The sequence below is a fragment of the Crystallibacter permensis genome, from assembly GCF_025960875.1.
Classification (GTDB): domain Bacteria; phylum Actinomycetota; class Actinomycetes; order Actinomycetales; family Micrococcaceae; genus Crystallibacter; species Crystallibacter permensis.
Genome location: NZ_JAODLR010000015.1, coordinates 1 through 11509, shown reverse-complemented (window position 1 = coordinate 11509; position 11509 = coordinate 1). Strand labels below are relative to the sequence as shown.

11 protein-coding genes are annotated in these 11509 nt (G+C 64.3%); 5 read left to right on the top strand and 6 right to left on the bottom strand.

Annotated elements, in window-relative coordinates; all coding sequences use genetic code 11:
- Positions 1-5: 5 nt before the first annotated feature.
- The 3 genes from B0G38_RS15930 to B0G38_RS15920 all read right to left on the bottom strand — a co-directional run bounded on the left by B0G38_RS15930 (position 6) and on the right by B0G38_RS15920 (position 2820).
- Positions 6-1439 carry an FAD-binding oxidoreductase gene (locus B0G38_RS15930; RefSeq protein ID WP_264670310.1) on the bottom strand — a complete coding sequence of 478 codons (1434 nt, stop codon included), beginning with the start codon at positions 1437-1439 and terminating at the stop codon, positions 6-8.
- Positions 1440-1690: 251 nt separating this feature from the next.
- Entirely contained in the window at positions 1691-2446 is a 756-nt protein-coding gene (locus B0G38_RS15925; RefSeq protein ID WP_264670309.1) for a hypothetical protein, read from the bottom strand.
- Positions 2443-2820 carry a MarR family winged helix-turn-helix transcriptional regulator gene (locus B0G38_RS15920; protein WP_169991265.1) on the bottom strand — a complete coding sequence of 126 codons (378 nt, stop codon included), beginning with the start codon at positions 2818-2820 and terminating at the stop codon, positions 2443-2445. The genes B0G38_RS15925 and B0G38_RS15920 overlap by 4 nt, the downstream gene beginning before the upstream one ends.
- A 365-nt stretch (positions 2821-3185) precedes the next feature.
- Between B0G38_RS15920 and B0G38_RS15915 the strand changes: the two genes are divergently transcribed.
- A complete protein-coding gene (locus B0G38_RS15915; RefSeq protein WP_264670308.1) occupies positions 3186-3632 on the top strand; it encodes a hypothetical protein in 447 nt (148 codons plus the stop codon).
- 50 nt (positions 3633-3682) lie between these two features.
- Here B0G38_RS15915 and B0G38_RS15910 read toward each other — a convergent pair whose 3' ends face one another.
- A complete protein-coding gene (locus tag B0G38_RS15910; RefSeq protein ID WP_264670307.1) occupies positions 3683-3964 on the bottom strand; it encodes a hypothetical protein in 282 nt (93 codons plus the stop codon).
- 239 nt (positions 3965-4203) lie between these two features.
- On the opposite strand from B0G38_RS15910, the gene B0G38_RS15905 reads away from it, so the two are divergent.
- Entirely contained in the window at positions 4204-4692 is a 489-nt protein-coding gene (locus B0G38_RS15905; RefSeq protein ID WP_264670306.1) for an NADPH-dependent FMN reductase, read from the top strand.
- A gap of 1 nt (position 4693) precedes the next feature.
- Here B0G38_RS15905 and B0G38_RS15900 read toward each other — a convergent pair whose 3' ends face one another.
- On the bottom strand, positions 4694-5236 hold the full coding sequence (locus B0G38_RS15900; RefSeq protein ID WP_264670305.1) for a histidine phosphatase family protein: 543 nt from the start codon (positions 5234-5236) through the stop codon (positions 4694-4696).
- A gap of 267 nt (positions 5237-5503) precedes the next feature.
- Here B0G38_RS15900 and B0G38_RS15895 point away from each other — a divergent pair, with 267 nt between their 5' ends.
- The 3 genes from B0G38_RS15895 (at position 5504) to B0G38_RS15885 (ending at position 10240) form a co-directional block, all read left to right on the top strand.
- A complete protein-coding gene (locus tag B0G38_RS15895; protein ID WP_264670304.1) occupies positions 5504-6613 on the top strand; it encodes a DUF1611 domain-containing protein in 1110 nt (369 codons plus the stop codon).
- A gap of 14 nt (positions 6614-6627) precedes the next feature.
- Positions 6628-8385 carry an ABC transporter ATP-binding protein gene (locus tag B0G38_RS15890; protein WP_264670303.1) on the top strand — a complete coding sequence of 586 codons (1758 nt, stop codon included), beginning with the start codon at positions 6628-6630 and terminating at the stop codon, positions 8383-8385.
- 193 nt (positions 8386-8578) lie between these two features.
- Positions 8579-10240 carry a catalase gene (locus B0G38_RS15885; RefSeq protein WP_264670302.1) on the top strand — a complete coding sequence of 554 codons (1662 nt, stop codon included), beginning with the start codon at positions 8579-8581 and terminating at the stop codon, positions 10238-10240.
- A gap of 107 nt (positions 10241-10347) precedes the next feature.
- Here B0G38_RS15885 and B0G38_RS15880 read toward each other — a convergent pair.
- The coding region (locus tag B0G38_RS15880) for an HNH endonuclease signature motif containing protein (RefSeq protein ID WP_264670301.1) at positions 10348-11509 on the bottom strand (1162 nt) is incomplete at its 5' end.

Here is an 11509-nt window from a genome sequence, read left to right as displayed (position 1 = left end):
CCTGCCTAGGATAGCCCGGCGGGTGGAGCGGGAGCTGGACGATCCGCTCTTTCCGGACCCTGTACTGCCTCCGTCCTGATCGTATGGCCGAAGCGCAGCAGGTTCGCGGGATCCCAGCGGCTCTTGGCTGCAGCGAGCTCCTCGTACGCTTGCGGGGACCAAGCACGGGCACGGTCCGTGGCGTCCCCAGGCGTTCCATGGAAGTTCACCAGCGTCCGGCCGGTGGAATAGGGCGCCATTGCTTGCAACAGAGACCGGATGGCCGCGGTAGTGGCAGTTGCTATGGGCGGGGCCGTCAAGCCAATGGCAAGCAGAGAGAAGGCGGCGTCTCGTCCGGAAACCGCGTCCGTTCCGACGCCACCCAGGGAGAGCGCGCCCCCGAGTGGACGAAGCTCGATCAGAATGAGGGGGCAGTCCGAGTCCGGACCAGCCGCGGCGAGGAAGGCCGCCTCGGCATCGCCGTCGAAACTGTGCAGCAGCGCGCCGGCTTCTTCGTATGGCAGCGGTTCCTGTGGGTCGAAGTGCACCATATCCACGTCCAGATAACTCATCGGCCCGACCATATCCATGACCGGTGATGAAACCATGCGCAGGGGCGCCAACAGGGCCTCGGCTTCCTCCTGCGGGCCGGGATAAGCGAAGCGGAGGTGAACGACGAATTGCGCGCGCAAGGGTGGCGGAACGAACTCCAGATCCGGGAGCCGCAACAGCGCGATAGAGGTCGCTGCCTTGGTGGGCAGGGTCGGCCACCAACGGTTGAACGTGGAGAGTACGTTGGCTGCATCTGTCCCGGGGAAAAAGATGCCACCGCCGTAGAACTCGTCAACCGGCAGAAGGTTGCAGGTCAAGGAGGTTACGATACCGAAGTTGCCTTTGCCGCCGCGTAGCAGGCGGAACAATTCCGGCTCATGCTCCGCGTCCACGTGGCGCAGCACGCCGTCCGGTGTGACGATCTCGAAGCTTCGTACATGATCGGCGGCAAAACCGTATGCGCGGCCGAGAAGAGGCAACCCTCCGCCGAGCGTATAGCCGACGACGCCGACGTCGGTACTCGAACCGTGCAGGCCGACCAGGCCGAGCGGGACGCTGGCTGCCAGCAAGCTGCGCCATTTCACTCCGGCACCGATCCGCGCCGTCCGTTCCACCGAATCGATCTGCAGGTCCTGCATACGGCTGGTATTGATCAGCAGACCGCCTTCGATGGAACTGTTGGCTCCATGACCGGTGGCTTGGACCGCGATGGGTATATTGCGAGCTGCAGCCCACTGTATGCCCGCCACAACATCAGCGGCGTTCATAGCACCAAGGGCCACGTCCGGTCGATATACGGCAGCGAGATTAAACGCGGCGGTATCCTCCGCGTAGCCCGGCGCCCCAGGTGCCGTAACAGGTCCCGCGACCAAGGCAGCCAATGTTTGTATTTCTTCAAGAGATAGCATGACGAGCTCCAACCATTCCGGCTCAGCCAATGACCCGGGACCGTGAGCCCGGATCCGAAGGTATTCAATGCCACGTCCGCATGAGCCGGTAGAAACATCGGCCCCAAGCCCTGCGTCCTTCCGGTCCACCAGTCGGTTTTCCAATTACTGGAAACAAACCCCAACCAGTTGGACTATCCTCCAGGTTCAGTAGGCCGTCAAGAGGCCTGTGGCGTTCCTACCTGTGGCGTTCCCAATGGTGTACTGGTCCGCTATGGCCGCGATCTTGTCCGGCCTTTGCGTTTCAGCAGCGGCTTCGTTTTGGACGCTTTCGCTGTGGCGGCTTTCGCCGCAGGCGCCTTCGCGTTGAGGCTCGTTCCACTCTTGGCCGGCGCTGGCCGTTTGGCGGTGGTGGGAACTTCGGTTGCTGGGGCTGCGGTTGTTGGCTCCGCAGTTTCGCATGTTTGCCCGGCAGGTGCGGCAGGGGCCGAGGGCGCGGTCTGCTTGCTGGAAGTCGTGGGCTGGTCTGTCGGCATGCCGCTCTCTGACGGTGCTTCGACGGCTGGATCGGTCGAGGTAGTATGAGCCAGCGGGGAGACCGGGGCATCCATGGAAGAAACCAGTTTAGTGATTTGTCCGGTGAAGTCCGGGATGGAGGAATCCCACATCGGGGCCGGCAGCGGCTGTTCTGTGCTGTCGTCCTGCCCGTCGAAGAACACCTCTCGGTAACCTAACCTCTGAACGATCATCCAGACCGCGATCGCGACCATGAGCAGCGTCAACGTGACAAATGCGCCTGTCCCGTAGATCCGGACGAGTACGCCCACGGGGGAGATCGAGCCCTGCAGGGCATGGTCCGCCAGCCAGACCACAAGCCAAAAGGTGGCCGTGACAGCCAGGATTCCCAGCGGGAGGCCAAGGCTGGCCTCACGGGCACGGCGCCGCCAGATATCCAGAGCAAGGAGCAATCGAGTCATAGGGCTGGTCTTGAACTCCTGTATGTTCCTGGCGGGGGCGGGGACGCTCACTTGGTGTTTCCTTCGGGGACTGGTTCGAAACCGGTTTCTTGGTGGTCAGCGAGTTCCTGGACGAAGCGGTCCAGCATACGCGCAAGTGTTTCACGGTCCTTCGCGGACCAGGTAGCCAGGACCTCGTCAAAGAGATCGGCTCCGGCCGCACCGATCTGGCGCTGCATCTCGCGGCCTTCTTCGCTGGTGCTGACCAGGGTTGCCCGGGCGTCACCAGGATCTGACTGGCGGTCCACGAGCCCCTTGTCATCGAGCCGCCGGACCTGCGGGGTCATGGTGGATTTATCGACGCCGTGCTGGACGGCAAGTTCGGAGACGCGGACGGGACCGTTTTTGCTGATGTAGTCCAGCAGCGCCACATCGTTGGGGGACATGTCTGAAGCGGCGGGGCCAAACAGTTCTTTACGGACCTGCGAACGCGCAGCCCAACGGATCAATTGGGTGACGCTGGACCGCACTTTATCGCCCGCGGTTGGGCCGGTGTCAGCCTGGCTTCCGGCCCCTTGAATCTTTTGCACATGATGAGGATACGTCCTAAAGTTTGATTGTGCCAATCAAACTAAATCGGGAGGCAAAGTTGGCGAGTTCATGCGGTTCGCGCTCTGTGGTCGGCTCTCGGGTTTACACTGTAAGTTGAACCGCTAAGTATACTTAGTGGTAGTTAGACCGGATTTAGTTGGGGGTTGGCGTAGCAAAGTCCAGATTGAACTTCTGTGAGGGAGTGAGAGTGAGAGTGGTAATGCCTAATCACAAAGAGCGCTACCGGCCCATCGGCAGGGATGACGAAGTCTCTGATCCTTGGTGCTCGGTCTGCGCCACAGACGACTATTTGATTGTTGAAGAGGTCGAGCCCGCGGAGGAGCAGGATCTCAGCGGGCATCCGTTGTGGAACATCAGCTATTCCTGTGCCGAGTGCGAGAGCTTCTACGGGCATCAGACCCGGAAGCCATGGCTGGGCTCGACCGATGAGGCAGGCTGGCTGGTGGCGATCGATACCGCCTACATCCATTGCGGCGAGCCGATGCGGCCATTTGATTCCGCTCAGCGTCCCATTTACGATCCGGTGCTCAACCATGATCCCGAGGCGGACGCGCTGCCGCATGTCGAACTGGACACGCTGGTGCTCCGTTGCGCCTGCGGATTCCAGATTGCGGTCCCGGCGGACAGCTATTCGGAAGGCAACTGAGCCGGCAGGAATGCTAAGAGCCGCGCCGGCATTCGGTGCGGCTCTTGACCTTAGGCCATGGTCACGCGTTCCACGGTCAATGGGGAGGTGGCTGCGGAGTCGGCCGCGGGTGCTGCCGCGGGGGACCAGGAGAGTGTGATCTGGATGCCGTCCGCCAGTTCGCTGATCCTCAGGCGCAGGTCCTCGTCGTAGAGGTTCCGGCGCTGGGTGGCAAGGCCGTCATCCTCTGCCTGGTGCAATAGCTTGGAGACTGCCAGGGCCATGGCGCGGCCCCAGTCGTACGGATGCTTGCTGTTGGCTTTGGCTGTGGCCGTGTACCTATTCTCACGCATGGCAGATGTCCTAACGGTCCTGGGGATGGGCGTATTGGAAGGCCTGATGATTCGTCCGCCCGGACGCAGGGTCAGAGAGGACATGCGTTATTCAGTTGCTAAGGGTGCTGATTTGGTCATTCAGTGTAACGCCGAATAAAAGCATTCGTCCATCATGCGAACGGGTGGCAGCGAAGCCGGGCTTGTAACGTCCTGACACGTGGCTCCCCGCGGCCGGGGCAGAGCGGTAGCGTCCCTGTATGACCGTTACCGTAGTTGCAGGAAACCCGAAGCCGGCCTCCCGGACCCTTGTCGCGGCCCGGCTCGTGGCCGAACAGATCACCGGAGCCCCGGTGGACCATGCCATCGACGTCATCACTTTGGGGCCGGGCCTGCTGGGGTGGGGCGACGACACCGTGGCGGCGGCCGTGAAGACAGTCCAGTCCAGCGATCTGGTGATCTTCGCGTCGCCGACCTTCAAGGCCACTTATACCGGAGTGCTCAAACTCTTCCTTGATCAGTTTGCTACCGGCGACGGGCTCAAAGGCGTTGTCGCGGTGCCGTTGATGCTCGGAGCCGGCCCGGTCCACGCGCTGGCCCCGGAGCTGCTGCTCAAACCGGTACTCGTTGAGCTCGGTGCCACGGTTCCGGTCCAGGGTTTGTACCTCAACGAGAAGTCCTGGGAAGACCCGGAAAGCTCGCGCGAATGGCTGGACCGGTGGACACTGGTGATCCAGTCGCTGCTCTGAACTAGCCGGCGACTTGCTCCGCCTTGAACCCGAGCAGCAGGTCGGGGTCCAGCTCGATGGCTTCACCGTTGATGACGTGGGCATGGGCTTCGCCGCGCAGCAGCCCCATTGTCACCCTGATGAGCGTGCCGTGCGCCACGACGATGATGCGCTGGCCCGGGTTCGCGTGGACCAGCTCCTGCAGGGTGGCAATGCTGCGTGCCGCCACTTCGGCTTCCGGCTCGGAAACGAGCAGCAACTTGTCGATCTCGGGCCGGTCCATGCCTACGAGGACGGCGCCTTCGGCGTCACGGAAATCCCGTTCCATCAGCCCGGGAAGGGTGCTGGAGATCGACAGCCCGACGTGCTTGCCGATGATCTCCGCGGTCTCGCGGGCGCGGCGCAACGGTGATGAAACCATAAGGTTCCATTCTTCCGTTGCCAGCTTGGCGCCGGCGTCGTTAGCCTGGCTGCAGCCCAACTCGTTCAGCGGGATGTCCGTATGCCCCTGCAGCCGTCCAGCCGAATTCCAGTCGGTCTCACCGTGTCGCACCAGTGCCAGCACTTAGGCCTCCTCATGTCCAGTTGTCTGCATCAATCCTGCCCCACTGCGGTGCCAATAGGAAACGACGTCGCGTCTTGGCGCGCGAATGGGTGCGGCGGTCCGGGGGATTGCGGTCCAAGGTGGCAGGGCCGGCTGAAGCACCGGTGCATGCAACATGAACCGAGGGTAAACGGTTCATGAGAGCACTCTCATCGGTACATCATGTCCCTTTCATCTGGGCTGGGTTTAGTCATTACTGACAGCAAAACCTGGACCAAGGAGAAGACCATGACACTCGTCGCCCACCCCAGCGAAGCCCTTTCCCTCACCACCAGCACCGCCGGCACAGCAGTAACCGCGGATCCACAGCGGCTGCAGCGGGCCAAGAAGGCCTACACCACCCGGTTCCTTGCAGACCGGTTGGCACTCGATCCGACAGGGTATGAACTGCTGGACACCGTCCCCGCCGCCGGCGACGTGGTGCTGGCCAGGGTTGTGGAGCTCGGGAAGCACACGAAGCTGGAAAGTCCGGCGTCGCGCCGCCAGGCCATGTTCCCCGGCGACGAAATCCTGGTCGCCTTCGGGAACCGCTACGCGCCGGACCAGTTCCTCGCCGTCGTGCCGGATGACCTGGGCGAATGCAGTTTGGTGGCCGGCGGCGGACTGGCCGCCCGGGTCCTTGAACAGCACGCGGACATCGACAAGGCCACCACCATCCAGCCGATCGGCCTGCTAGCCAAGGACGGCGCCGTGGTCAACCTGCAGGACCTGGCACCGCACGCCGTCAACCACGCCACTGAACTGCCCGGCCGGCCGCCGGTAATTGCGGTGCTGGGTACCTCGATGAATTCCGGCAAGTCGACCACGCTGGGCTGCCTGGTCAACGGGTTGGACGCAGCAGGCCTGCGGGTTTCCGCGGGCAAGGCGACCGGGACCGGCTCCGGCAATGATCCGCGCCTCTTCACCGACGCCGGTGCCCGCCTGGTGCTGGACTTCACCGACTTCGGTTTCCCGACCACTTATCTGCTGGACTACGAAACCGTGCGCGGCCTGCTGACCAGTCTCATCGACACCCTGACCACGGCCGAGACCGATGTGATCGTGGTGGAAATTGCCGACGGCGTCTACCAGGGCGAAACGAGCAGGCTGCTCCATGACCCGGTTTTCCATGCGGCCGTCGACCATGTGGTGTTCGCCGCCGCGGATGCCCTGGGCGCTACGGCGGGGATCGGCGTCCTGCAGGAAGCCGGCGTTTCCGTGCCGGCAGTCTCGGGCCTGCTCACCGCCTCGCCGCTTGCCGCCCGGGAAGCCGCCGGCGTGATCACCACCCGCGTGATCAATACCTACGATCTGTGTAACCCGGCAACGGCCCTGGGCCTGTTGCCCGCGCGCAAATAAGGCAGGTGCGAAGCATGCCCAGCAAGAATCTTCCGTCCGGCCTGCCCAGGCTGCTGAGGGGCCGGCGTCGTGGGCTGATGGCGCTGCTGGTCGGCACCGGCCTGGCCATGGCGGCGGTGACCGGTGCCAGCGCGCTGCTGATGATGTTGCTGCTCGACCAGGCCCCGGCAACTGGTGGCGGGAAGATCGTTCCCCTCGTCGCCGGACTGGCCGCGGCCGCGCTGGCCATCGGCGGCCTGCGGGCCCTCGAGCGGGTGCTGGGCGAGATGCTCGGCCAGGACTACATCCATCAGATCCGCAAGGGCCTGGTGAAATCCGCGCTGGCCACCGACCGGGGACCGTCCCCTGGCGTGACCATCGCGCGCAGCACCAACGACCTCTCCAGCGTGCGCAACTGGATCGCGATGGGAATTGCTCCGCTGGCCGTGGGCATCCCGCTGATCCTCGGCACCGCGGTGGCGCTGTGGCTGCTCACGCCGGGACTTGCCCTCGCCGTCGTCGTTCCCTTGGCCATCCTGGCCGCAGGCCTGGCGATGTTGGCCAGACCGGCCTTTGAACGCGCGCGTGCCCTGCGGCGCCAACGCGGGCGGCTCGCGGCACGGCTCGCCGATACGGTCATGGCAGCCGGCACGATCCGCGCCGCGGGTGGCGAGGAACGCGAGGTCAAGCAGGTGGACAAGGCCGGCCGCAACGTGGTCGATGCGGCGGTGCACCGCGCCGCCGCTTCCGGCTCCATCCGTGGTGCCGCTGCCGCCGCGGCCTCGCTCGGCACGGCTGCCGTCGCCGCCGTGGGCAGTTGGCAGGCAATTCCGACGGCGACTGTTGCCGCGGCGCTGACCATCGTCGGCATGATTGCGGCCCCCATTACCGACATGGGCCGCGCCGTCGAATACCGGCAGAACTTCAAGGCCGCACGCCGGATCCTCGGTCCCGCCCTCGCCGTTTCGGCAACGCAAGGAAACGAACGACGACGGCGGGTTGCCGCCTACGGGGGCCACGCCGGTGTGGTGGGTGTGAATGAGGTGGGCGCGAACGAAGAGGCTCCAAACGGGGAGACGCTGAACGATGAGGCGACGAACGGTGAGGATGCGGGCTCGCTCCTGGTGGCGGGCTTGTCGGAATGCAGGAACTGCCCCGTCCCGGAGCTTCGGGCTTGGCCGGGGCAGCGGGTGCTCATCCGCTCCACCGATCCGGCGGTGGAGACCAGATTGCTGGAAACGTTGATCGGTGTGCGCAGCGATCCCGATGCGTTCACGCAGGTCGACGGCATGTTGCTGCTGGACAGTGGCGGCCGGGACCGGCGGCGGCTGGTCGGCTATGCCGCTGTCGGAGCCTTCCTGGAGCGGGGTTCGATCGCGCGCAGTGTGCGCTACCGCAGGCCTGATTTGGACGCGGCGAAAGGATCGGCTGCCTTGGAACGGGTGGGACTGGCCGGACCTATTGCCCAGCTGGAACGGGGCGAGCAAACCATGCTCAAGCGCGGCGGCGAGCCCCTGTCCACCTCCGAGCGGGCGCGGCTGGTGCTGGCCCGGGCAATGCTGGGGGAGCCGCCGGTGCTGGTGATCAACAGGTTGGATGCGGACCTGGACCGGGACGGCAGAAAGATGCTGGCCCGGGTTGTGCGCGATTATCCCGGAGTAGTGCTGTTCGCATCGGATGATCCGAACGCGCTCGCCGCCGGTTTCACGGAATGGTCCGTCGACTGCCCGCACGCCGGGCTGGACCTGACCTGGGTAGCCGCGCGCCCCGCCGTCGTTCATGATGCCTACTGACCTCGGTGAGCGGTGCTCTGATGACCTCAGCGACTGGTGGCCACGAGGCGTTGGCCAGTGCGTTCATCCACCGCTGTTGTCTCTTGGCGTCTGCACCTATTGACCTCTGCCGCGGCCGGTAACAGAGTGGTAACTACGGGCGATGGCCTGTCCCGGGCCACCTTGCATCCATTTCCCCTAAGAAGGTAAGACCATGACAGATGCAGCCAATCGGCCACCAGCAGAAGACGATGACCGGTCCATCCTGACCAACCGGCAAGGGCATCAGGTTTACGACAACCAGAACCAGCGGACGGTTGGCCCACGCGGTCCGGCCACCCTGGAGAACTACCAGTTCCTGGAGAAAATCAGCCACTTTGACCGGGAGCGCATTCCGGAACGGGTGGTCCACGCACGCGGGTTCGTTTCCTTCGGCACGTTCGAAGCCACCGGAAAGTGGGGCGACGAACCGATCTCCGAGTACACGCGGGCGAAGCTGTTCCAGGAAGCGGGCAAAAAGACGGACGTGGCAGTGCGTTTCTCCACGGTGATCGGCGGCCACGACTCCTCGGAAGCAGCCCGTGACCCGCGCGGCTTCGCAGTGAAGTTCTACACGGAGGACGGCAACTGGGATCTGGTGGGCAACAACCTGGCGGTGTTCTTCATCCGGGACGCCATCAAGTTCCCGGATGTGATCCACGCGCTCAAGCCGGACCCCATCACCTTCCGGCAGGAGCCCGCGCGGATTTTCGACTTCATGTCGCAGACACCTGAGTGCCTGCACATGCTGGTCAACCTGTTCAGCCCCCGCGGCATCCCCGCCGACTACCGCCACATGCAGGGCTTCGGCGTCAACACCTACAAGTGGTGCAATCAGACGGGCGACACGGTCCTGGTGAAGTACACCTGGCAGCCGCACCAGGGCGTGAAGAGCCTGACGGAAGCGGACGCGGCGAACATCCAGGCCAACGACACCGGGCATGCCTCCAAGGACCTGTTTGAAGCGATCGAACGCGGCGACTTCCCGAAATGGGATCTCTACGTGCAGATGATGAGCGACGACGAGCATCCGGAACTCGACTGGGACCCTTTGGATGACACGAAGACCTGGCCGGAACAGGACTTCGAGCCCAAACTCATTGGCACCATGACACTGAACGAGAACGTCTCTGACCATCACAATGAGAACGAGCAGATCGCCTTCGGTACGGGCGTGCTGGTGGACGGGTTGGATTTCTCTGACGACAAAATGCTCGTCGGCCGCACGTTCAGCTACAGCGACACCCAGCGATATCGTGTGGGGCCGAACTACTTGCAGCTGCCGGTGAATTCGCCACGACGTGTGCAGGTAGCCACGAACCAAACCGGCGGGCAGATGTCCTACGGGCGCGACCTCGGTGTAGGACAGAACCCGCACATCAACTATGAACCGTCCATCACGGGCGGCCTGCGCGAGGGGCATTACCAAACGGAGGACATTGAAGGCCCGGAACTCACCGGCCGGCTGACTCGTGCCCGCATCCCGCGCACCAATGATTATGAGCAGGCAGGCCAGCGCTACCAACTCCTCGAAGACTGGGAGCAGGATGACCTCGTCACCAACTTCACCACGCTGATTGCGCAGGCGGACCGGAAGGTCCAGGAACGCATGCTCTGGCATTTCTACATGGTCGACGACGAGCTCGGCTCACGCGTGGGAGAGGGCTTGGGTATCAGCCTCGAGGACGTGAAGGACCTTGGGCCGTTGCAGACGCAGACGCTCACCGATGCAGAGGTGTCGCGGATGAAGAACCTGGGCAAGAACGGCCCGCGCAACGTTGAAGGGCTCACCATGACGCATTGCGTGCCGAACGAGCACGTCGTCGTCGCGCCCTGAGCGGCCACCACGACTAACGACGGCGGCGTCTCACCTTGCGTTGTGGCGCAGCTGCTGCAGGCATGACATCGGGTCATGGTGTGTGGCGCCGCCGCTGTATGTCGGCGTTAGAAGGGTGGTGGGGTGTAGAGGTCCGGTGGTGGGTCGGTTGGCGGGCGGATGGACCAGCTGTTTTCGGGGGTGCTGGTCCATTCGTGGCCGGTGCGCGATTTCCAGGTGGTGCTGCCATCTGGGTGTTGGGTGACTTTCCAGCCGCCGGCGTGTTTTGAAATGTGGTCGGGTTTGCAGGCGGCTTTGAGATTTTCGAGCACGGTTTTACCGCCGTCTTCCCAGGCGATGGTGTGATCTACTTCGCAGAAGCGGGCTTCCACGCGGCAGCCGGGGCCGCTGCAGTGCCCGTCACGTAAGCGGACGAGACGTTTCAGCCATTCGGGCGGATGCCGCAGGTCTTTCGCGGCGGCGATCGCTTTATCGTATTCATCGGTGAGCACCAGCAGCCACGACTTCGCCAGTCCGGCGAGGTTCCGGGCCATTTCCGGCGGGATCGGCCCGTATCCGGCGAGTTCGCCGGGCTCCTCGCTCAATCCCGCCGCGGTCTCCAACGACAACGTGACCGCGACACTGGCGGTCACTCCCGCCCCGGCACCGGTTCCCGTCCCCGTGCCGGTACAAGTTCCGGTCCCGGTGGCTGCGCTGCCGCCGCTGCAGGTGCCGGGGTTGTTGACGAGCAGGTCGGTGATGACGTCGGCGCGCAGCTGGGGCAGGGTCCGGGCCTCGTCGGGGCCTTGCAGCTTCTTCGCGAGGGCCTGGACCAGGTTGAACACCATCACCGCTTTGTCCGCGCTGCAGCGGAACCAGACTTCGGCCATCCCGTCATCCTGCGGCACGAGGCCGACGTTCCGGGACTGGTTCGCGCGTTCATGGCGGATGGTGAGGGTTTCCGGGTGCAGCCGTTCACGGGCCTTGCGGGCACGGGCCTGCACACTCTCGACCGTGATCTCGCCGGCTTTGGGCAGGACCTTGGCCTCGAACGCGGGCAGCAGGTTTTCGGGCAGGTCGGCGGAGCCGCGGGCGATGGCGGTGGCCCGCGGCAGGTCCAGGTTCCCGGCGGTCATCGCCTCCACCGTGGCCGGCAGGTGCTGGGACAGTTGCGCGGCCTCGGCCAGATCCTTTTCCGCGCTGCCGCGGGGCTGGGCCAGGGCCGCGGCGATCTCCGTTGCGGCGCAGGAGGAGAACCCGTGCGCGTTGCCGGTCTCGGCGTCTTCGGCC

Bases quoted from the DNA above. Each gene is read 5' to 3' on its own strand.
- B0G38_RS15885 (WP_264670302.1), top strand. From the start codon at position 8,579: ATGACAGATGCAGCCAATCGGCCACCAGCAGAAGACGATGACCGGTCC.
- B0G38_RS15930 (WP_264670310.1), bottom strand. From the start codon at position 1,439: ATGCTATCTCTTGAAGAAATACAAACATTGGCTGCCTTGGTCGCGGGA.
- B0G38_RS15895 (WP_264670304.1), top strand. From the start codon at position 5,504: ATGACACTCGTCGCCCACCCCAGCGAAGCCCTTTCCCTCACCACCAGC.
- B0G38_RS15920 (WP_169991265.1), bottom strand. From the start codon at position 2,820: ATGTCCCCCAACGATGTGGCGCTGCTGGACTACATCAGCAAAAACGGT.
- B0G38_RS15910 (WP_264670307.1), bottom strand. From the start codon at position 3,964: ATGCGTGAGAATAGGTACACGGCCACAGCCAAAGCCAACAGCAAGCAT.
- B0G38_RS15915 (WP_264670308.1), top strand. From the start codon at position 3,186: ATGCCTAATCACAAAGAGCGCTACCGGCCCATCGGCAGGGATGACGAA.
- B0G38_RS15905 (WP_264670306.1), top strand. From the start codon at position 4,204: ATGACCGTTACCGTAGTTGCAGGAAACCCGAAGCCGGCCTCCCGGACC.
- B0G38_RS15890 (WP_264670303.1), top strand. From the start codon at position 6,628: ATGCCCAGCAAGAATCTTCCGTCCGGCCTGCCCAGGCTGCTGAGGGGC.